We start from the raw sequence: 21286 nt of genomic DNA on the forward strand, positions 1-21286 counted from the left end.
GGCCGCGAGCAGCGCCACCTGTAACACCGCGAACGCCGCGCCGGTGAAGGCAAACAGTCCGAGCAGGTCGGTGAGCTGTCGGTAGTCGTCGCCGATCAGCACCGGAAGCAGTGGTCCGGCGAGCGCGCCGAGCGCCGTGATCACCAACCCGATTCCGGCGACCACCCCGACAGCCTGCCGCAGTGACCGACCAGACGACGCCGGGTCAGCCAGTTGCGGATAGAACACGACTCCGACGGCTTGCGGCAGCCAGAAAGCGACTTTCGTCGCGATGGCACCGAAGGCGTAGACGCCCGCATCACGCGGGTCTAGAACGGTGCGCGAGAGCAGGACGTCGAGCGAGACCGCGACCACGAGCACCAGTTGCACCTGCGACGCCCGAACGACGGTGGACAGTCCGGCACCCGGCAGGCCGGCACCAGACGCGCCGCTCCCGGCGGGCATGCGTGCGCCGGCGAGACCCCACACGACAGCGGCGGCCACCGCGGTCCCCACCGCGCCGGCCAGCAGTGCTCCGGTCGGTCCGGCGCCCGCGGCGAGTGCCGCGATCGTCGGAGCAGAGCGAACCACCCCAACCGCCGCGAGGACGACTCCGAGCGTTCGGAACCGTCGACGTCCCTGCAGCACACCCTGACCACCGCCGACGACGGTCAGCAGCGGCGCGGCCGCCAGTCCTGCCGCGGTGAGCGTCCACGACGTCGACGCGACCGCGGAGACCACCGGGACGGCGATGACCGCCAGCACCGCCACGGCAAGTGAACACCGCAGTGTGAGAGCACGTATCCGCAGGTCATCGCGGCCGTGAACCACTTCGCGAGCAACCACCGCCTGCAGCGCGAGCGCGGGAACGGTCAGCACCAACTGTGCCGAGAGCGCGACGGCCAGCTCGCCGTACTCCGCGGGCGTCAGCCACCAGCGACCCGCACCGAAATGAACGGCGTAGGCGCAGACGTTGGCGAGCATCGAACCGACGGCAACCCACCCGACCGCATCGAAGATGCCCCCGGGTACGCGGCCGACGACGGGGGAACGCACCATATGGTCAAGTGTGCCTCTCCGGTGTGAAACGATGGACAGCGATGTATGACCAGAACACGCAGACCGACGTCGAGAGCACCGACGTCGGCTTTCGCATCGACCCGGTTCTCGCGCGTAGCTGGCTGTTGGTCAACGGCGCTCAGCACAATCGATTCGCACACGCCGCGCGGTCGCGCGCCGACATCGTCGTGCTCGACATCGAGGATGCTGTCGCTCCCAAGGACAAGCTCACCGCGCGCGACAACGTCGTCCAGTGGTTGACCGGCGATCCCGGCACCGGCCCCGACGGCAACCCGCTTCCGGGCGGCGCGGGAGACTGGGTGCGTGTCAACGGCTTCGGCACCCCGTGGTGGGCCGACGACCTCGAGGCGCTCTCGAAGACCCCGATCGGCGGCGTGATGCTCGCGATGGTCGAATCCGTCGACCACGTCACCGAGACCGCCAAGCGGCTCCCAGACGTGCCGATCGTCGCGCTGGTCGAGACGGCACGCGGACTCGAGCGCATCAGCGAGATCGCGTCGGCGAAGGGCACCTTCCGACTGGCGTTCGGTATCGGCGACTTCCGCCGCGACACCGGCTTCGGCGACAACCCGATGACCCTGGCGTACGCGCGCTCGCGGTTCACCATCGCCGCGAAGGCGGCCCACCTACCGAGCGCCATCGACGGCCCGACGGTCGGCTCGAGTGCACTCAAGCTCAGTGAGGCAACCGCCGTCAGCGTCGAATTCGGTATGACCGGCAAGATCTGTCTGACCCCCGATCAGTGCGCGCCGGTCAACGAGGGCCTCACGCCGTCGATCGACGAGATCACCTGGGCGAAAGAGTTCTTCGCGGAGTTCGAGGCCGAGGGAGGCGAGATCCGCAACGGCTCCGACCTGCCCCGCATCGCCCGCGCGACCAAGATCCTCGACCTCGCCCGCGCGTACGGGGTGACCGGCACGGAGTACGAAGTCGATCCCGGTCACGCCTCCGCGCCGTCGGACACCTACCACTACTGAGTTCGACGGACTCAGAACACCGGACTCAGAACACACGGCACGCCATGTCCCGGTTGCTGCCGACGCTCTGGGTGATCAGCGCGGCGTTGACCGCGCTGATCCTCGGTCCGCTGCTGCGCCGGGGATATCTGCTCTACCGCGACGCGGTGTCGACGCCTCGGTCGTATGTCACCGACACGGCGTTGGGGATCGGCGACCTACCACCGCGTGCCGTTCCACAGGATTGGGCTGTGGCACTGGGCAGTTCGGTCATCGACGGTGGATTCCTCGTCACGGCAATCCTGTTCGCGGCACTGACCGTAGGCGGTGTCGGATACGGCAGACTCGCAGCGCATCTTGTTCCCGGTGCGGGCCGGACCGGGGCCGTCGCTGCGACGATCGTCTCGCTGTGGAATCCCTTTGTCGCAGAACGACTTCTCCAGGGCCACTGGGGGCTTCTCGTCGGGTACGGCGCACTGGGGTGGATCGCGCTGGCTGCTGCGCGCAACGGTTCCACTGCCGCGTTGCGTCACTGGTTGGTGTTGGCGGCACTCCTCGGCGTCGCCGGATTCACGCCGAGCGGTTCACTTTTCGGTCTCGTCGTCGCGGTTACCTGTGCGCTTGCGGGCGGCGGGTCGCAGGTGGCGCCGTCATCGTGGCAGGTGCGCGCGCGGCGGGTGGCCGGTGTGCTGGTGGCGTGGGCGTTGTCGGCGTTGCCGTGGCTCGTGGCCGCGCTGCTGACCTCTGCGTCGACCTCGACGGACGGCTCGGCGGGCGTGCGCGCCTTCGGGTTACGTTCGGAGCCTGCCCTCGGACCGCTCGGCACGGTGCTTGGCCTCGGCGGTATCTGGAACGCCGACGCCGTGCCCGCGAGCCGCACGTTCTGGTGGGCTGCGGTCGCGACGGTCTGCCTGATCGCAGTCGTCGGGGTCGGGTCGATCACGTTGTGGCGCAGGCGCGAACTGCTTGTCGACGCTCCACTCGTGCGAGCCCTCGCCGTACTCGGTGTGGTGGTGGTTGTTGCACTCACGATCACCGCCTTCGGACCGGGCCGCAGTGCACTCGCCGAGATCGTCAGCACGATCCCGGGCGGTGGCCTGCTGCGCGATTCGTCGAAGTTCGTGGCGTTGGTGATGCCGATCGTCGCGGTGGCGAGTGCCGCGGCGGTGTGGAGGTTACGTGACCTCGTCCCTTCGGGTTTCGCGCTCGCGGCAGTGATTCTTCTCGTGGTGGCGCCGCTGCCCGACCTCGCGTGGGGAATCGGCGGACGACTCTCGACGGTGCAGTATTCAGACGACTGGGCGCGCGTCGCACAACTCGTGCCGTCCGACGCGGGCGACGTCGCACTCTGGCCGCCCGGCACCGTGCGACAGTACCCCTTCATCGACTCGCCATCGCTCGACCCGGCCGCACGCATGCTGCGCGCGCCTGTCGTCGAATCGGGCGAACTCGTCGTCGACGGCGCGACTGTCGACGAGGCGACGCCGCGTGCACAGCAGGTGACCGAAGCGCTGCGCGCCGGTGGCGATCCGGCAACTCTCGCTCGGCTCGGCGTCGGTTGGGTACTCGTCGAAAACGTCTCGGGCACAGCTCAACCCGACATACCAACCGCACTGGCCGGCCGCGCGGACGTCGTCTTCCGCGGCCACGATCTCGTCCTGTTCCGCATCGATCACCCGGCCGACGTCGGCGGAGCCTCCAGTGCGGCGCGGGCGTCGGCCTACGCGGCACACCTTGTCTGGGCCGCACTGATCATCTGCGGCGGCGTGGCTGCGCTGTGGCCGCTGCGGCGCCGTCGGGCTCGGGGCCTCCCCATTCGGGTCAGCAATAAAGCTCAGCCGCGCGAGGACTGATCGAAGACCGACATGAACCCGTCGGCGGTCGCAGACCACGAATAGCGTTGCGCCCGTGTGCGTGCGGCCGCACCGAGGCGGTTGCGTTCGGCAGGGTTGTCGAGGAGTTTTCGTGTCGCGGAGAGCATCTCGTCGACACCATCGACGAGAAGTCCCGTCTCGGCGTCGTCGATCGATTCGGCGAGACCGGTGGCGTGGCGGTAGCCGATGGTCGGCACACCCATCTGTGCGGCTTCGATGACCGCGAGCCCCCAGCCCTCCTTGCGCGACGGCATCAGGTGCACGTCGGCCTCGGCGAGGATCTGATACTTGCGATCGTTCGACACGTGACCGTGAAAGGTGACCAGCCGCTCGACGCCGAGTTCTCTTGCTGCCGAATGTAATCGGGACGACCACCAACCGTCGCCGATGACGTCGAGGTGCACCTCACGCTCGCCCGCGCGGTGCAGGTCGGCAAGAACCCGCAGCGCGTCCTCGACCTGCTTGTGCGGGACGAGGCGGGAGAGCACGCACAGCCGAGCGACGTCGTGATCGCCGGCCCGCGGAACCGCCGAGTCAGGCGTCGGATCGATTCCGTTGTGCACCACGGTGATCCGATCGTCGTCGACGCCGAGTTCGACGAGCTCACGCGCCGACGGCGCCGACACGGTCACGTACCGGTTGCGACGGTGGACCCGCGGCGACACCCGCGACTCGAGGAACCACCCCAGCCTGCCGAGCAGTCGGCCGGCCACCGGCCACTGCTCACGGTGACAGTGATGCACGAGCACGATGGTCGGCGACGACGAGACCAGTGTCGCGAAGAACGGGATGCCGTTCTGCGTGTCTACCGTGGCGACGGGCGAGACTCCCGCGAGCGGGCCCAAGCCCAGCCGACCGGCGACGAGCATGGTCAGGATGGCCGGGTACACGGTGATCCGACCCCCTGCCCGCACGAAGCGCATGCCGTCGCGATCCTCGGTGCGCAACGCACCCGGGTACGACGAGGTCAGGTAGGTGACCCGCATTCCGCGTCGAGAGAGTTCCGCACCGACCCGCTCGAGGTAGGTTTCGCTGCCCCCACCCTGGGGGTGGCGGGTATCGCGCCAGCACAGCAGCACGACGTCGGACGGGGTATTCATCGCCGACAATGCTACGCAACCACCCCGGTAGCATCTCCGACGTGCCGCGACCGAGAACGACCACAGCCTCCTCAACGACGGGCACGACCACGACACGTGCCGACGCCGCGATGGCCCGACTCGCCACGCTCCCACGCGCGGCGGGGCTGCTCAACGACTTCCGCTACGAGCAGTCCGATCCCGCCCGCTTCTACCGTGCCCTCGCCGACGACACCGCCGACCTCGTGGGCGCGTTCGCCGAGCTCGACGGCGCTGTGGTGCTCGACGTCGGCGGCGGTCCCGGCTACTTCGCCGATGCGTTTCGCCAGCGCGGGGCGTCGTATCTGTCGGTGGAGCCCGACCCGTCCGAAATGCATGCGGGCGGTCTCGAACATCGCGGATCGGTGCGGGCGTCGGGCCAGCAGATGCCCTTCGCCGACGGCTCCGTCGACATCTGCATCTCGTCGAACGTCGTCGAGCACACGCCTGCGCCATGGGAGATGGCCGATGAGATGCTGCGGGTGACACGTCCCGGCGGCATCGTGATCATCAGCTACACGCTCTGGTGGGGTCCGTTCGGTGGACACGAGATGGGTCTGCGGCACTACTTCGGCGGCGCGAGGGCCGCGCGCTGGTACACGCGGCGCCACGGCCATCCGCCGAAGAACCTGTTCGGCACATCGCTGTTCGCCGTGACCGCAGACGACGGTCTGCGGTGGGCCCGCTCCCGACGTGGCCGCGCACGGCTCGTCGCCGCCTTCCCGCGCTACCTGCCGAGCTGGGCGTGGTGGGTGCTGCGCGTGCCGCTGGTGCGCGAGGTGGCCGCCACGAATCTGGTGCTGGTGCTCGAGCCGCGCTGAGGCCGATGCGTGCCGGGGCTCAGAGCCCCGCTGCGCAGCGCAGTGTGCCGCGGTTGCTGGTCGCCGAGGCGAGCAGTTCCTCACCGCGAAGGATGTTGCAGGTCACCGGGCCACGCACGACGACTGCGGTGAGTTCGGCATTGTCCCCGGTGACGGTGGCCTGCCGCGACCAGGGAGTGCCGGTCGCCGCGACGATCTCGTAGTCGTTGCCCTTGCGGAACCGCAGTGCGACGACGTCGCCGTTGCCGGTGATCTGGTAGGTCACGGCCCCTGCTGCGGGCGCGGGCGTCGTCGTGGTGGTGGTCTCCTCGGTGGTGGTTTCCTCGGTCGTCGTGGTGGGCGTCGTGGTCACCGTGGTGGTCGCGGGCGCTGTGGTCGCGACCGTGTCGCCGTCGCCTCCCGAACTGCGGATGATCGCGTAGGCGACGACGGCGATCAGCGCGATGACCGCGATGATCGCCACCACCAGGATCGCGGTGCGCTTGCCCCCGCCTGACGAGTCGGGGTCCTGTCCCGGCTGCTGCTCGTTCCCGTAGCCCTGCTGGTCGTAGCCCTGGTTGTCGTAGCCCTGCTGGCCGTACTCCTGGTTGCCGTACCCCTGCTGCCCGTAGCCCTGATCTGGATAACCCTGGTCTGGGTAGCCCTGCTCCCCGTACCCGTACTGCTGCTGGTCCCCGTACGGCTGCTGGTCCCCGTACGGCTGCTGGTCTCCGTACGGCTGGTTGGCGTAGGGATCGTGCTGTGAGTACGCCTCGGTGCGCGCCGTCGGGTCGCCGCCACCCGAGGGGTCCTCGCTGGGATCAAATGCCCGGGTCTCCGGGTGCTCGGCCGGGTCGTTCGGGTCCTCGGGTGGTCGCGTCATGGCGCCGATTGTGCCAAACGGGCCGTCGCCACACGTGGGACTGGTCCAAGACCTCTCGGTGTGGACAAGACCGCGGTGCGCATCTCCGGCGGTGGCGTAGCCGTTCGTCGCCCAGTGGTCATCGGGCCAAGGGTGGGCCGGTCCGCACGACAGGTCGATCCGTATGACAATCGGCACCGATTTCGGGCGCAACTGTCATACGGATCGCTGGACACTCGAGCACTCACGTATTCGAGCGCTCCCCTGTTGCCCGGTGGCACTACCCGCTCGCCACTATCGGCTCGACGCTCACGCCTCGGCGATCGCCTCGAGTGGTCGGGTGCGGGCGGCGCGGTTGGCGGGCCACAGCGCGGCGAGCACTCCGACGACGCCCGCGCCGATGAGCGTCACGACGATGAGCGTCCACGGCAGGACCGGATCGCCGAGGCCCCAGCGCGCCAGCGTGCGCACCAGCGCCCATCCGACGACCACGCCGATCACCACACCGACGAGCGCACCGTAGATGGCGATGAACACCGACTCGAGGTAGATGCTGCGTCGAACCTGACCGCGCACCATGCCGACCGCGCGGAGCATCCCGATCTCGCGGCGCCGCTCCACCACCGACAGCGCCAGCGTGTTGACGATGCCGAGGATCGCGATGACCAACGCCAACCCGAGCATCGCGTACAGGACGCCGAGCATCTGGTCGATCTGCTGCGACAGACTGCTCTTGAACTGTTCACGATCTTGCACCTGCACGGTGAGGAACGAATTGGTCGCGTTCTCGAGATCTGTTCGGAGCGTTGATGAGTCGACGCCGGGCTTGGCCTTGACGAATACTCCGAAGCTCATCCGCGCGGGCTCCGGCATCAATGACTCGTAGACCTTGCTGCCGACCAGCCACGGCTGCAACGATTCGTTGTCGGCGTACACCCCGTCGACCCGAGCGGGAACCTTGTCGCCGAGCGACGAGGTGAAAGTGACTGTGTCACCACGCTTCCAGCCCTTGTCGTTGCTCGTTCGCTGACTGACGAACATCCCGTTGTCCGGGAGTTGATCCGACGCGCCGTCGAGCATGTCGATGTTGGCGACGGTGCTGATCTGGCCGCCGAGTGGTGCGTAACCACTGGACTTGGTGTCGCCGATCCTCGCCTGCACCACACCGAGGCTCACCGAATCCTCAACGCCCTTCACACCTTTCACGGCCTCGGCGACCGCAGGCGAGATCGGCAGATTGTTGGTGCCGGTCACGATGTAGTCAGCGGTGATTCCCGTATCGACCGCGGTGTCGACGGTGCCCTTGAATGATGTTCCGAGCGTGCCGATCACGGCCACCAGGATCAGACCGAGCGTCAGCGCGAAGGCCGTCGCGGAGCTGCGTCGTGGATTGCGCATCGCGTTGGTCCGGGCCAGGTAGCCGATCGACCCGAAGGGTGCGCCGATGACTCGTCCGAGCACACCGACCACCGGCTGCAGTAGGGCTGGGCCCGCGAGCACGGCCGCCAGAATCGCGGCACCCGCGCCCACACCGACGATGATCGCACGCAGCATGCCCTCCCCCATGGCGCCCCACACGATCGCGACAACGGCGATCACACCGAACACCACTCCTGCGATCGTGCGGTTGCGCAACGACGACGCACGCTCGGCGTCGCTCGCTCGCATGGCTTCGACGGGTGGCACCCGAGCAGCACGCACGGCGGGAACCCACGCGCTGACCATCGTCACCACAACGCCGACGAACAGTGCGGCGAGCACCGCCCACACACTCACGTTGAGCGACGCCTGCGGCAGCCCCGACGTCGACGACGTGATCGCCTTGAGTGCAGCCGCGAGCCCGATGCCGACGCCGAGACCGACGAGTCCACCGATCACCCCGACGATGAACGCCTCGAACAGCACCGACCGCGACACCTGACGCTCGGTGGCACCCACCGCCCGGAGCAGTGCGAGCTCCCGATTACGTTGCGCCACAATCATCGAGAACGTGTTGTAGATGATGAAGGTGCCGACCACCAGGCCGATGGCGGCGAAGGCGAGCAGGATGCCGGTGAAGATCGTGAGGAACTGGTTGACGCGGTCCTTCTCGTCCTGGCGCACCTGATCTCCGGTACGAACCTTGAACGAATCCGACGCGAGGAGGTTCTTGACCCGATCGCGTAGTTCGGTGTCGCTGACGCCGCTGACCGCGGACATGTCGACCGTCGCGACGTGCTCACCGTCGGAGAGCAGTTGGCTTGCCGCGCTACGTTCGAACTGCACGTTCACGTACCCGCCGGTGTCGCCCTTGAGCTGACTGATACCGACGACCGTGACGTCCATCGGTTGACTCGAACCCTGTCCGACAACCACTTTCGTGGTCGACCCGACTTTGAGGTCGCCCTTCTCCGCCGCCGATTGGTTGAGCACCACCTCCTGGTAGCCGGTGGGTGCACGTCCGCCCGGCAGCAGTTTTCCGTCGTCGGGAGACAGCGACTCGTTCGGCGGAATGTACGCGGAACCCAAGCTCGGCGCACCACCGGTTTGCAGCGCCTTGCCGCGCGAATCGGCAATGGTCACCAGGCCCGTGTAGTTCGTCGACAGCTTGTCGACGCCGAGCTCTTTCTTCTGTGAGGTCAATTGTTCGACAACCGAATTCGGCACGCCGGCGGAGTTCGAATCCTCCGGGGTCACCTCGACGGACACACCTGGCGCCGCGTTGTCGAAGATCGAATTGAACGCCTGCGAGATGGTCGACGTGAACACGATCGACCCCGCGACGAACGCGGTACCCAACACGATCGAGAAGACCGTCAGCGCAAGTCGCAGTTTGTGCGCACCCAGATTGCGCAGCGATACCTTCCGCATCACCGAGGAGGAGGCCATGTGTCAGCCCGCCTGCGTCGAATCCGCGCCGGACCCGGCGTCCGCAGCGTGTCGGCCGACGCCGGATTTTGGTGCGACAGAGCCGGATTCGGTTGCGACAGAGCCGGATTCATGCTTGCCGAGTTCTGCGCCAGCGGTGGTGTCAGCAGTCACACCGGCATCCGAGCCGGAATCGTCTGCGGGAAGGTCGTCGAGGTTCTTCATCATCTCGAACACGTCGTCGGCCGAAGGTCGAGGAAGTTCGCGAACGATCTTGCCGTCGGCGAGAAAGACGACGCGGTCGGCGTACGACGCCGCCCGCGGGTCGTGCGTCACGATGACGACGGTCTGACCGAACTCGTCGGTGGCCGCTCGCAGGATCGACAACACCTCGCCCGACGATCGGGAGTCGAGGTTTCCGGTCGGTTCGTCACCGAAGATGATCGCAGGCCTGCCGACGAGTGCACGCGCACACGCGACGCGCTGTTGCTGTCCGCCGGAGAGCTCGCTGGGCAGGTGGTCGAGCCTGTCACGGATACCGAGTCGGCTGATCACCGTGTCGTACCAGTCCTGGTCGACCTTGCGCCCCGCGATGTCCGACGGCAGCGTGATGTTCTCCGCGGCGGTCAAGGTCGGCACGAGATTGAACGACTGGAAGACGAAGCCGATCCGGTCGCGTCGCAGAATGGTCATCTTCTTGTCGGACAGACCAGTCAGATCGGTGTCGCCGATGTGGACACGACCGCTGGTCGCGACGTCGAGTCCTGCGAGGCAATGCATCAGGGTCGACTTGCCCGACCCGGACGGCCCCATGATGGCGGTGAACTCGCCGGACCGAAATGACAACGTGACGCCACGCAGTGCGTGGACCTCCGTGTCACCTGATCCGTAGGTTTTGACGAGGTCCTCGGCGCTCGCGCTTGCGCCCTGCTCTGATGTCATGGCTCAACGGTGCCATAGATTCATCGCATTGCCATCGGGTGATTCCCCCACTGGGACCACCCCAGCGCTCCTGAGATCTCAGGGTTGCCCCTGCGACGCGTCAGCGGGGCAGTTGGACCTCGAACGAGTGCACCCTGGTCGGCCCGGCGAAGGCGTTGTTCGTCACGACGAACAGTGTGCGCGTGCGGAAGTTCTGCCAGGGCAGATCGGGCTGCCAGTTACCCCATGCCATCGCCGACATGTTGCCCGTCGCGAGTCGGGGCGTGCCATCGGTGTTGAAGATCGACTGCTTCGGCATCGCCTTCTCGGCGCCCGAGAGGTTGGCCCGTCCACCGACCTGATCGGCGCCACGCGTGGTGGTCCAGTAGATCGCCGTGCTGCGCCCCTTGCCACGCTCGAGAACGAGGAAGTCGGTGTTGTTGACCGCGATGACGTCGGCCGCGCTCTTGCCCGGATCGGTGCGATACACGAACTCGGAGTTGGTCTTCCCAAACGTCAACAACCGCGCCGACGTCGCGGGATCCTGGCGCAGACCGCCGGCGGTGATCACACTGATCTGTCCGCGCGGCCCCACAGCCACGCCGGTGAGTCCACGCTGGCCTGCAAGCCCCGACTTCGTCGACGGCCGCCAGGCCGCGGGCAGACCGAGGTCACGAATGTACGTGCCGACCGGTCCTGCGCTCTGCAGCCGCACGAACTGATGGTCGCCACCACTGACGACGACGTAGCCGCCGCTGGTGGAGCGGATTCCCTCGTACTGCGCCGAACCCGGCAGCGGCGGGATGTTGCCCGGACCCAGCAGTACGCCTCCGCCGTCGATTCCAGGATTCGACGTGAAGCCTGCGACGCCCGACGTGTAGCTGAACTGGCTCGTGAAGAAGCGTGCGGGACCGCCTCGACCGACGTCGGTCGAGATCATTGCGAAGCGGTTGGCACCGATCCGATCGATGCCCGAGATCGCTCCGAATGTCGGGACGCCGTTGATGTAGGCCGTGTCGGTGTATCGGGCGATGAACGGCGTCGCCGATTGCGCCGTCCCGGCAGACATACCGGAGATACCGAGTAGAACGGACGTACCCAAAAGCGCAGAGACAATCGTTGCCCCCCACGAGCGAAGACTCATAGGGGGCAACGATACCTCAGTTACGGATGGGGCAGAAGGTGAGATCAGCCCAAGCGCTGCTTGAGGGCGTCGAGCTCGTCCTGCAGGCTCGTCGGGAGCTTCTCGCCGACGAACGCGAACAGTTCCTCGATCAGCGGCAGCTCGCGCCGCCACTCGTCGGGATCGACTGCGAGGGCAGCCTCGAGATCCTCTGCGGGCACGTCGAGCCCGGTGACGTCGATCTCCTCGGGCTTGGCGACGATGCCGACAGGAGTCTGCACGCCTTCGTTCTCGCCCTCGATGCGGCCGATGATCCACTTCAGGACGCGGCTGTTCTCACCGAATCCCGGCCATAGGAAGCGGCCGTCGTCGCCACGACGGAACCAGTTGACGTAGAAGACCTTCGGGAGCTTCGACGCATCCGCGTTCTTGCCCAGGTTGATCCAGTGCTGGAAGTAGTCGCCGACGTGATAGCCCATGAACGGCAGCATGGCCATCGGGTCGCGGCGGACGGTGCCCACCTTGCCCTCGGCGGCGGCGGTCTGTTCGGAGCCGACAGTGGCACCCATGAAGACGCCGTTCTGCCAGTCGCGGGCCTCGGTCACCAGGGGGACCGTGGTCTTGCGGCGACCGCCGAACAGGATCGCCGAGATCGGCACACCCTGCGGGTCGTCCCACTCCTCGGCCAGCGAGGGGCACTGCGAGATCGGTGTGCAGTAGCGCGAATTCGGGTGTGCGGCAGGCTCATCCGAGTCCGGCGTCCAGCTACGTCCCAGCCAATCGGTCAGGTGCGCAGGCTTCTCGCCGCCGATTCCCTCCCACCAGATGTCACCGTCGTCGGTCTCGGCGACGTTGGTGTACAGGGTGTTTCCGGCGTCGATGGTCTTCATCGCGTTCGGGTTGGAGTCCATGCTGGTGCCCGGTGCCACACCGAAGAAGCCGAACTCGGGGTTGATCGCGTAGAGACGACCGTCGTCGCCGAAGCGCATCCAGGCGATGTCGTCGCCGACGGTCTCGGCCTTCCAGCCCGGGATGGTCGGCTGGATCATGGCCAGGTTGGTCTTGCCACACGCACTCGGGAACGCAGCGGCGACGAAGTAGACCTTGTTCTCCGGGCTGGTCAGCTTGAGGATCAGCATGTGCTCGGCCATCCAGCCCTCGTCGCGCGCGATCACCGATGCGATCCGCAGCGCGTAGCACTTCTTGCCCAGCAGCGCGTTGCCGCCGTAACCCGATCCGTACGACAGGATCTCGCGGGTCTCGGGGAAGTGGGTGATGTACTTGTTCGGGTTGCACGGCCATGCGACATCTGCCTGATCGGGCTCCAGGGGAGCGCCGACCGAGTGCAGACCCTTGACGAAGAAGCCGTCGTCGCCGAGCAGGCGCAGCACCTCGGGACCCACGCGCGTCATGATCTTCATCGACAGCACGACGTAGGCGGAGTCGGTCAGTTCGACGCCGAGCTTCGGGTCGTCGGAGCCGAGCGGGCCCATGCAGAACGGGATGACGTACATCGTGCGGCCGCGCATGCTGCCGCGGAAGAGGGGCGTGAGGGTGGCGCGCATCTCGTCGGGTGCGACCCAGTTGTTCGTGGGGCCCGCATCCTCTTCACGCTCGGAGCAGATGAAGGTGCGCGACTCGACGCGCGCGACGTCGGCGGGATCGGACTTGGCCAGGTAGGAATTGGGCTTGTGCTCTTCGTTCAGCTTGAGCAGCGTGCCCGACTCGACGAGTTCTGCGGTGAGACGATCCCACTCCTCGTCACTGCCGTCGGACCACACCACGCGGTCGGGCTGAGTGAGCTCGGCGACCTCGGCCACCCATGCCAACAGCGCTTCGTGTTTTGTCGGAGCGGTGCCGGGTTCCAGGCCCGGAATCGTGGCGGCGGTCATATTTCCTCCTCCGAGGTGGCGACCCGCATTGGCCGCCCCGTGTGGGTTGCTTATCCCCAGGATACTGTGACCGAGCGTGCGCTAGGGCCTGGGGCTACGAGATGCGGTATAGGCCACATTCGCACACGTCAGAGGAGGGTTGCAAGGTGACCCATGTCGGATTTCCGAGGACGTGCAACCCACTACCACCAGGACTTTCTGCTCTATGCGAACCCACTCACTCGAGTCGGCCGGAGTCCGTGGCAACCCAGATGCCGGTCTCGCGGTCGAGTGTCTGGGAGGCAAACGAGCCGTCGGAGCCGACCTGTGTGATGCGATCGACCTGACCGTCGTGGTCACTGTCGGTGTACACCGTCAGGCCTCCTGGACCACTGCGAGTCAACGAATCGGCGACTCCGTCGGCGTCGGTGTCGACGTCGGCGGGGCCGAGATCCCAGATGCGGCCGTCGTCGTGCATCAGCAGGTTGTCGGCGGGCGAACCGGGCTGCGCGCCCGGCTCGGTGGGGTCGCCCCAGTCCCGGTGCTCCTCACCGGATACGTCTCCGACGTCGAACGAGTCGATATTCACTGCCTACCCCCACTGACTGCCCCGCCTGCTGCGCGGAGCTCTTTGAGACGTTGATCGATCTCGGCGATCTCATCGGCGATTCGACGAGCCTGGCGATCGTATGCGCGCAGCACCTGGCCGCCGATGCGTGATTCCGCCTCGGTGAGCTGCATGGCGACTCGACGCTCGACCCGGGCGCGAACGTCGGCGAGCACGTCGTTGACCCAGGTACGCACCTGCGCGCGCATGGTTGCCGCGCGTCGCATCCGGATCACCCACACCGCCACCGCGAGGCCGAGGAGGAGCGCCGCGGGCATGCTGATCCATTGCAGCGTGTGCACCGATGCCAGCGGCGCGACCGCGAGCCTGCCGATACCGATACCCGTCGACGCGCCGATCAACAACACCATCGCGTCCTCGCCGGTTCGCCGGCCCGACGGCAGATCGCGGCGGGCGCCGATCGGCTCGTCGTCGCGGTGCGCGGGCGGATCGTCGACGTCGAGTCCGACGAGCGTCGACGATGCGACGGCGTCGAGTCGGGTGTGGGTGATGGCGTCCAGGTCGGTGACGAGACGTCCAATCTCGCGGTCGAGCCAGGCGGCGTCGGCATCGAGGTCGGAGTCGGTCGTCGAGGTGCGGCGGTGTTCGGCGCGCGCGACGAGCGCACGGATCCGCGCCGCGATGTCGGCGCTGCTCTGTGCACGCACGCGGACGATTCCCGCGCGAAGCGACGCCAGCCGGTCGGCCCGCCCCCTGTCTCTGAGCGCCAGCAATCGTGCGCGACGGATCGCCAGGGCGTCGGGGTCGACGCGGTCGTCGGAATCCACAGGGGTCGGTGCTTGCGGACTCTTCGGTTGTGGGGCGCGCGCAGTGGGTTCGCTGTTCGGTGTCGCGAACCAGTCGAGCAGATCGCCGATCCCCGACTCGTCGACGGCACCCGCGAGCGCCGCGGCCGCCGACACCGCGAAGACCGGTAACGCTCCGGCGGGATCGAGTTCTGACCGATACCCGCGCACGATCCGCGGCCAATCCCAGAACGACTCGATGCGGCCGCAGACCAGCGCAACGTGCCCCACCACCGAGGTCAACTCCCGCAGCGCGGCGACGTCCTCGTCGTCGACGACCGCCGATGCCGGGTCGATGACCAGCACCGCAACGTGCGTGCGCGCATGGTCGCGGTCCGGATCGAACACGATGACGTCGATGGTCGGACCCTCTTTCGACGCCGCGACCGCCCGGCACGCCTCCACCAGAGGCTCGACGTCGACACCCTCGGCGGCAGCAACGGCCACCCGATACCGCGGATTCACACCCGCCGCCGAATCGGCGGCGTCGAGCGTCGACAACTCGGAACCCATGTCACACCCCTCCCGTGCACAGGAGCCGTTCGACGCTGTCACGGTCGGCGCCGGCCGCAGCGGCCAGCTCGAGCGATGCGCGTACCTGCGCACCCCGATGCGCGACGACCGCGGGCATGCACGCCGCGAACGCCTCCCGCAGAGCGTCGAATCCGCTCGTCGCCCGCAGAGATCCGGTGAGCGTCGACGCTCCGGCAGCCGCGGGATCATCGGCGGCCACCAGGCTCAGCGCACGCGCGACACCGGCGGCGTCGAGGCGTCGAAGCAGGTCGGCGCGCATCTGCAACTGCGCAGGCCGTGCGGGCGCGAGAAAGTGGCCGGACATCGACGGCATCACCTCACCGTCGGCGACAAGTCGGCGAAGGAATGCGAACTCGTCGTCGGACACCGTGGCGCACGCCGACAACTGCGAGATCGCGACGACGGGCCTCCCGAGCGACTCACTCGCGGCGCGGACGAGCCTGGCCACGGAATCGGATGCGCCGGATACGGCATCGGATGGCAGCGTGTCGGCCTTTCCGAGGACGACGACGGTCCGTTCGCGCGGCGAGGCGGCGAGCATCTCGTGGTCGGCACGTCGTGGCGCTCCGGCGAGCACATGCACTCGCAGATCGGCGCCGGCGAGCACGCCCGACGCACGCTCGGCCACGAATGCCGCAACACCGAAGCGCTCAGACAACGCACGCGCCATCGTGTCGCGACCCACCCCACGACGACCGACCACCGCAACCGACAGCGGCTGCACGTAGCGTCGCGCGGCGGCGTCGAGCGTGGCAAAAGCGGGCGAATCAGGCGCGACGAGCCGCTCGACCGATCCCGACGACAGTGCGAGCGCGAGCGGACCCGTTGGATCGATCACGCACTCACCCCCACTCAAGACCGGCCCATCTTCCCTGGTGGAAGGGTAGTCGCAGTTGGGCGAGGTGGCGCAGCAGATTGCACAAGCGGGTGTCGAGGTGTGCATGACCGACCCGATGGGCCACGATGGACCGGTGAACTCCTCCCCCGGACCGGCCAACGGCCAAGGCGACGCGTCACGCCTCTACCCACGCGTGACCAGCTTCCGGTTCCGCCGCGGCTCGCTGACGCCGGGCCAGCAGCGCAACTGGGAGACGCTGTGGCCGGTACTCGGCCGCGACCTGGCCACCGACCCGGCCCAGACCCCGGAACCACCCATCGACTTCGACACTCTCTTCGGGCGCGAGGCACCCCGGGTGCTCGAGATCGGCAGCGGAACCGGCATCTCGACGGCCGCGATGGCCGCGGACGAACCCGACGTCGACGTCATCGCCGTCGAGGTCTACAAGCCGGGCCTTGCACAGCTCGTCGGTCTCGTCGACCGCGCAGGCCTGACCAATGTACGCATGATCCGCGGCGACGGCGTCGTCGTGTTGCGTGAGCTCATCCCCTCCGAATCGCTCACCGCGATTCGACTCTTCTTTCCCGACCCCTGGCCCAAATCGCGCCATCACAAGCGTCGATTCGTCCAACGGGGCACCATCGAACTCATGGCTGACCGACTCCGGCCCGGCGGGGTGCTGCACATCGCCACCGACCATGCGGACTACGCGGAGTGGATCGCCGAGATCCTCGCGACCCAGAATCCCGAGCGCGTCCACGTCGTCCCCGCGACGACGGGGGTACCGATCTCCCTCGAACGTCCGACCACCAAGTTCGAGGGTCGCGCAGAGCGTGAGGGCCGCGAGGTCAACGAGTTCGTGTACGTCCGACCCCGCGAGAAGGGGGCGGCGGACGCCCCGGACAACCCCGAAGCTCCAGACACCCCGACAGGCGGCGAAGGCTGATGACCGACACCCGTGGATCGGCCGCACGCTTCGCCGACACGATCTCCGGACAGAGCGGCGCGCAGCGCGTCCTCCTGGTCTGGGACGCCCCCAACATGGACATGGGCCTCGGGTCCATTCTCGGCGGACGCCCGACGGCGGCGCACCGACCCCGATTCGACGCACTCGGCCGCTGGCTGCTCCAGCGCACCGCCGACATCTCTGCACAGGCAGCGGTCGCGGCCTACGATCACTCCGTCGGCGATGACGCCACCGATGACTACGGCAGTAGCTATGTCGACGACAGTAGCGATGTCCACAGTGATGTCGACGACATTTCGACGACGTCGGACGCCGCGGTCCAAATCGAACCCGAGGCGACGGTCTTCACCAACATCGTGCCTGGTAGCGCCGACGTCGTGCGGCCGTGGGTCGACGCGTTGCGCAACGTCGGGTACGCGGTGTTCGCCAAGCCGAAACTGTCCGAGGACAGCGATGTGGACCCCGACATGCTCGACCACATCGAACTTCGCAGGCACACTGTTGGGTTAGCCGGGCTGATCGTCGCCTCCGCGGATGGTCAGGCGTTCCGGGATCCGCTGGTCGAGATCGCCGCCGAAGGCGTTCCGGTCACGGTCATCGGTTTCCGCGAACACGTGAGCTGGGCGCTCTCCACGGATGGGCTCGAGTTCGTCGATCTCGAGGAGATTCCCGGCGTCTTCCGGGAGCCACTGCCCCGCATCGGGCTCGACTCACTGCCAGACGACGGCGCGTGGCTCACCCCGTTCCGCCCGCTGCGCGCGCTTCTCCGCTGAGAGAGCGCCCGTCAGCTCGGAGCGGAAACCCCAGCCCCTAGCCTCCAGCCCCATTACCAAACCTCAGCAAGCACTCAGGCACCACTGAAACAATCTCGGCAACTATCTCGGCGAGACTTTCTCGAAAGGAGTCGGCGTGTTCGGAGCCATCGGCACATTCGTCTTCCGGATGCGCTTTGCCGTCATTGCGGTGTTGGTCGCCATCATGGGCGGCCTCGGCCTCTACGGACTCGGGCTCGGCAATCACCTGTCGCAGAGCGGCTGGTTCGATCCGACAGCCCAGTCGTCGAAGGGTTCGGTCGTCGCCGACACCGCCTTCGGCCGCGACCACCGCTCCGACGTCATCCTCCTCATCACCCCGCCGGCAGGCACGCTGGTCGACGACAAGCAGTTCGGAAACAAGGTCGAGCAGGTCGTCGACGATCTTCTGAGGCAACATCCCGATGTGGTGCAGCGCGCCGCGGCCGCTCCCGATTCGACCGATCAGCAGGCCTACGAGAACGCGCTACGCAACAACCAGGAGATCATCGACCCCTTCTATCTGAAGGACGACACGGTCGCGCAGAAGGCCGCGCAGGACACCATCAGGTCGCGGACGTTCACCGCCGACAAGAAGCAGGCCTTCATCAGTATCGGCGTCGCGGGCAACGACGACACCTCGGTACTCGCGAACTACAAGAAGATCGAACCGTTCCTGCAGGGCGTCGTCGACGATCCCGGTAAGTACGGACTCGAAGGCACCCGATTCCAACTCGCAGGCCTGCAACCCGTTGCCGGTGCGATGGCCAGCGGCATGGACGACGACATCCGACGCGCCGAGGTGATCGCGCTCCCGCTCGTCGCGGTGATGCTGTTCTTCATCTTCGGCGGTGTCATCGCCGCCTGTCTCCCGGTGTTCATCGGTGGTCTGACGATCGCGGGCTCGCTGGGCATCATGAACATCATCGCCCAGCTCACCGAGCTGAATATCTTTGCGCAATCGGTGGTCACACTGATCGGCCTCGGCATCGCGATCGACTACGGGCTGTTCATCGTCAGCAGATTCAGAGAAGAACTCGCCGAGGGCTACACCACCAAGGCAGCGGTACGAAGAACAGTGATGACCGCGGGACAAACCGTGGTCTTTTCGGCGACGATCATCGTCGCCGCCATCGCCTGTCTGCTGATGATGCCGCAGGGCTTCTTGAAGTCCGTCGCCTACGGAGCGATCTTCTCGGTGTCGTTGGCCGCGATCCTCTCGATCACCGTGCTGCCGGCCATCCTGAGCATCCTCGGACCGAAAATCGACGCCTTCGGGTTGCCATTCCTCCGACGCACCAAGACCAAGGCCGAGATCGAGAACGGTTTCTGGGGCCGTCTGTCGGGGTGGGTCATGCGCCATCCCATCGCCACCGCGGTGCCGACCGTCCTGATCCTGCTGATCCTCACCATCCCGATCGGGGGCATCAAGTTCGGCGGCATCAGTGAGGCTTATCTGCCGCCGAACAATCCGAGCCGTGTCGCCCAGGAGGACTTCGACAAGGCGTTCCCGAAGGAACGCACCGAAGAGATCAAGCTCGTCATCTCCTACGACGTCAACGACCCCGACAGCGGCGCCAAGATCCAGCAGATCGCCGACGAGGCCAACAAGATCCCCGGCTTCACCAAGCAGTTCAGCCCCTCGGCCGACGACGGCGCGCTCACCGGAACCTACGGCTTCAACGGTCCGCAGGTCATCCAGATGTCGGCGGGTCTGGTCAACCGCGATACCGCGGGCGAGGCCGTGAAGGATCTGCGTGCCATCGACAAACCCGCGGGCATCAAGATGTGGGTGGCGGGAACTCCCGCACTGGTGCAGGACTCCATCGATGCCCTGCTCACCCGACTGCCGCTCATGGCGATCCTGCTCGTCCTGGTCACCGGGCTGTTGATGTTCCTCGCCTTCGGCTCCGTGGTCCTGCCGATCAAGGCTGCTCTGATGTCGGCGTTGGGCCTCGGTGCGACGCTGGGCATCCTGACGTGGATCTTCGTCGACGGCCACGGCGCGTCGATCGCCAACTTCACGCCGGGACCGTTGTTCGCCGCCGTCCTCGTGCTGATCATCGCGATTGTGTTCGGCCTGTCGACCGACTACGAGATATTCCTGTTGTCCCGCATGGTCGAAGCGAGACAGAAGGGCGCGAGCACCACGGAAGCGATTCGCGTCGGTACCGCGCACACCGGTCGGATCATCACGGCCGCCGCGGCGATTCTCATCGTCGTGACCGGCGCGTTCGGACTGTCCGAGATCGTGATGATGAAGTACATCGCCTACGGCATGATCGCGGCGCTCATCCTCGACGCCACCATCATCCGTATGCTGCTCGTCCCGTCGACGATGAAGCTGCTCGGTGACGACTGCTGGTGGGCACCGCGGTGGATGAAGACCGTCCAACGCAAGATCGGCCTCGGCGAAACGATCCTCGACGACGAGCCCGGCGCGAAACTCGTTGGTGCAGGTGCAGGTGCAGGTGCAGGCACGCAGGGTATGCGTGCGGGCACGTTGATCGCCGAGGTACCGACGACCGCCATGCGAGCGACTCCGCGTGCCGCCGCGACGGTCTCGGCGGGTGCGGCCACACGCTCCACGCGCGCGGGGTCGTCACCCCGGCCGACCACTGCACCCCGGCCTGGCCCCACACCCCAGCCGACACAGCGTCGTGCTGCCCAACCCCCCACTGCCCAGCCCCCCGCTGCCCAACCCCCTGCTGCCCAACCCCCGGCCGCGCGCACCCGGCCGTCGCAGCCGCCGTCGGATCGACGCCCCGCGCTGCGCGATCAACGTCCCGCCCAGACGCTCGACGAGATCGAGCCGGTACGTACTGCGCGCTCGACTCGCCCGTCGGCACCGCGTCGTCAGAAGTCCGACCGTCCCGACACGGGCGGATGGATGCTCGGCGAGGGCGGCATCCGCCTGAACCAGCCACAGACCGGCGCCGCGAGCCCGTCGCCGCTGGGTCGACGCCCCGACCTCGACAAGACCGGCAAGCGTCCGCTCGTCGCGTCGCTGTCGCCGGAGCAGGCGAGGGCGTCGCAACGACGCGCACCCGAGGGTTCGCAGTCGCCGATGGAGCGTGGACTCTCGCCCGACGCGGCGCGCCGAGCGCAGCAACCCGTCGCGCCGAGCGAAGATCACGAGACCCGCACCCCACCGCCGCGGCGTCAGCGCACCGACGACGGACCGAGTCGGTCGTCGGATCGGCACGCGCGCGCAGACGAGAATCCTGGCGAGAACCGCCAGATCAGCGTGCAGGAACTGTTGCGCCGCAGCCGTTCCGGCGAGTAGCGGTCAGCGCCCCGGTGGCCCTACCG

Annotated in this window: 16 protein-coding genes; 6 read left to right on the top strand and 10 right to left on the bottom strand. The window is 67.3% G+C overall.

The window, feature by feature from the left end; genetic code table 11:
- Nucleotides 1-1038 (bottom strand): polysaccharide biosynthesis protein (locus tag B3T59_RS14905; protein WP_287004023.1); only part of this gene is annotated, 1038 nt, incomplete at its 3' end.
- Nucleotides 1039-1079: 41 nt separating this feature from the next.
- On the opposite strand from B3T59_RS14905, the gene B3T59_RS14910 reads away from it, so the two are divergent.
- Both B3T59_RS14910 and B3T59_RS14915 read left to right on the top strand, forming a co-directional pair.
- A complete protein-coding gene (locus B3T59_RS14910; protein WP_287004025.1) occupies nt 1080-2036 on the top strand; it encodes an HpcH/HpaI aldolase/citrate lyase family protein in 957 nt (318 codons plus the stop codon).
- Between the two features lie 44 nt (nt 2037-2080).
- Nucleotides 2081-3868 carry a hypothetical protein gene (locus tag B3T59_RS14915; protein ID WP_287004027.1) on the top strand — a complete coding sequence of 596 codons (1788 nt, stop codon included), beginning with the start codon at nt 2081-2083 and terminating at the stop codon, nt 3866-3868.
- Here the strand turns inward: B3T59_RS14915 and B3T59_RS14920 are convergent.
- A complete protein-coding gene (locus tag B3T59_RS14920) occupies nt 3850-4989 on the bottom strand; it encodes a glycosyltransferase family 4 protein (RefSeq protein ID WP_064861783.1) in 1140 nt (379 codons plus the stop codon). The genes B3T59_RS14915 and B3T59_RS14920 overlap by 19 nt on opposite strands.
- 110 nt (nt 4990-5099) lie before the next feature.
- Here B3T59_RS14920 and B3T59_RS14925 point away from each other — a divergent pair, with 110 nt between their 5' ends.
- Nucleotides 5100-5828, top strand: coding sequence for a class I SAM-dependent methyltransferase (locus B3T59_RS14925; RefSeq protein ID WP_005207066.1), 729 nt, complete (start codon nt 5100-5102; stop codon nt 5826-5828).
- A gap of 19 nt (nt 5829-5847) precedes the next feature.
- Here the strand turns inward: B3T59_RS14925 and B3T59_RS14930 are convergent, their stop codons facing one another.
- The 8 genes from B3T59_RS14930 to B3T59_RS14965 form a co-directional block, all read right to left on the bottom strand.
- The gene (locus tag B3T59_RS14930) at nt 5848-6690 is read right to left on the bottom strand and encodes a hypothetical protein (protein WP_287004030.1); all 843 of its coding nucleotides are present in this window, start codon (nt 6688-6690) and stop codon (nt 5848-5850) included.
- A 288-nt stretch (nt 6691-6978) separates the two neighbouring features.
- Nucleotides 6979-9537, bottom strand: a complete 2559-nt coding sequence (locus tag B3T59_RS14935) for an ABC transporter permease (protein WP_005207062.1) — start codon at nt 9535-9537, stop codon at nt 6979-6981.
- Nucleotides 9538-9540: 3 nt separating this feature from the next.
- The gene (locus tag B3T59_RS14940; RefSeq protein ID WP_287004034.1) at nt 9541-10458 is read right to left on the bottom strand and encodes an ABC transporter ATP-binding protein; all 918 of its coding nucleotides are present in this window, start codon (nt 10456-10458) and stop codon (nt 9541-9543) included.
- A 100-nt stretch (nt 10459-10558) separates the two neighbouring features.
- Nucleotides 10559-11581: an esterase-like activity of phytase family protein gene (locus tag B3T59_RS14945; protein ID WP_287004036.1), complete on the bottom strand. Its 1023-nt coding sequence runs from the start codon at nt 11579-11581 to the stop codon at nt 10559-10561.
- Between the two features lie 44 nt (nt 11582-11625).
- The gene (locus tag B3T59_RS14950; protein WP_287004038.1) at nt 11626-13452 is read right to left on the bottom strand and encodes a phosphoenolpyruvate carboxykinase (GTP); all 1827 of its coding nucleotides are present in this window, start codon (nt 13450-13452) and stop codon (nt 11626-11628) included.
- Between the two features lie 217 nt (nt 13453-13669).
- On the bottom strand, nt 13670-14020 hold the full coding sequence (locus B3T59_RS14955; RefSeq protein ID WP_064861777.1) for a DUF6802 family protein: 351 nt from the start codon (nt 14018-14020) through the stop codon (nt 13670-13672).
- Nucleotides 14017-15357, bottom strand: coding sequence for a hypothetical protein (locus B3T59_RS14960; protein WP_287004041.1), 1341 nt, complete (start codon nt 15355-15357; stop codon nt 14017-14019). Before B3T59_RS14960 ends, B3T59_RS14955 begins: the two co-directional genes overlap by 4 nt.
- Nucleotide 15358: 1 nt before the next feature.
- Entirely contained in the window at nt 15359-16216 is an 858-nt protein-coding gene (locus tag B3T59_RS14965) for a hypothetical protein (protein ID WP_287004043.1), read from the bottom strand.
- 115 nt (nt 16217-16331) lie between these two features.
- On the opposite strand from B3T59_RS14965, the gene trmB reads away from it, so the two are divergent.
- The 3 genes from trmB (at nt 16332) to B3T59_RS14980 (ending at nt 21260) form a co-directional block, all read left to right on the top strand.
- On the top strand, nt 16332-17162 hold the full coding sequence (gene trmB / locus B3T59_RS14970) for a tRNA (guanosine(46)-N7)-methyltransferase TrmB (RefSeq protein ID WP_287004102.1): 831 nt from the start codon (nt 16332-16334) through the stop codon (nt 17160-17162).
- Nucleotides 17162-17956: an NYN domain-containing protein gene (locus B3T59_RS14975; protein WP_287004045.1), complete on the top strand. Its 795-nt coding sequence runs from the start codon at nt 17162-17164 to the stop codon at nt 17954-17956. The genes trmB and B3T59_RS14975 overlap by 1 nt, the downstream gene beginning before the upstream one ends.
- Before the next feature lie 136 nt (nt 17957-18092).
- Nucleotides 18093-21260: an MMPL family transporter gene (locus tag B3T59_RS14980; protein ID WP_287004047.1), complete on the top strand. Its 3168-nt coding sequence runs from the start codon at nt 18093-18095 to the stop codon at nt 21258-21260.
- The last annotated feature ends 26 nt before the right edge of the window (nt 21261-21286 follow it).

Source organism: Gordonia sp. UBA7860, assembly GCF_002500165.1.
GTDB classification, from domain to species: Bacteria; Actinomycetota; Actinomycetes; order Mycobacteriales; family Mycobacteriaceae; genus Gordonia; species Gordonia sputi.

Coding starts and splice junctions, on each gene's coding strand:
- B3T59_RS14910 (WP_287004025.1), top strand. CDS start 1,080: ATGTATGACCAGAACACGCAGACCGACGTCGAGAGCACCGACGTCGGC.
- B3T59_RS14915 (WP_287004027.1), top strand. CDS start 2,081: ATGTCCCGGTTGCTGCCGACGCTCTGGGTGATCAGCGCGGCGTTGACC.
- B3T59_RS14920 (WP_064861783.1), bottom strand. CDS start 4,989: ATGAATACCCCGTCCGACGTCGTGCTGCTGTGCTGGCGCGATACCCGC.
- B3T59_RS14925 (WP_005207066.1), top strand. CDS start 5,100: ATGGCCCGACTCGCCACGCTCCCACGCGCGGCGGGGCTGCTCAACGAC.
- B3T59_RS14930 (WP_287004030.1), bottom strand. CDS start 6,690: ATGACGCGACCACCCGAGGACCCGAACGACCCGGCCGAGCACCCGGAG.
- B3T59_RS14935 (WP_005207062.1), bottom strand. CDS start 9,537: ATGGCCTCCTCCTCGGTGATGCGGAAGGTATCGCTGCGCAATCTGGGT.
- B3T59_RS14940 (WP_287004034.1), bottom strand. CDS start 10,458: ATGACATCAGAGCAGGGCGCAAGCGCGAGCGCCGAGGACCTCGTCAAA.
- B3T59_RS14945 (WP_287004036.1), bottom strand. CDS start 11,581: ATGAGTCTTCGCTCGTGGGGGGCAACGATTGTCTCTGCGCTTTTGGGT.
- B3T59_RS14950 (WP_287004038.1), bottom strand. CDS start 13,452: ATGACCGCCGCCACGATTCCGGGCCTGGAACCCGGCACCGCTCCGACA.
- B3T59_RS14960 (WP_287004041.1), bottom strand. CDS start 15,357: ATGGGTTCCGAGTTGTCGACGCTCGACGCCGCCGATTCGGCGGCGGGT.
- trmB (WP_287004102.1), top strand. CDS start 16,332: ATGGGCCACGATGGACCGGTGAACTCCTCCCCCGGACCGGCCAACGGC.
- B3T59_RS14975 (WP_287004045.1), top strand. CDS start 17,162: ATGACCGACACCCGTGGATCGGCCGCACGCTTCGCCGACACGATCTCC.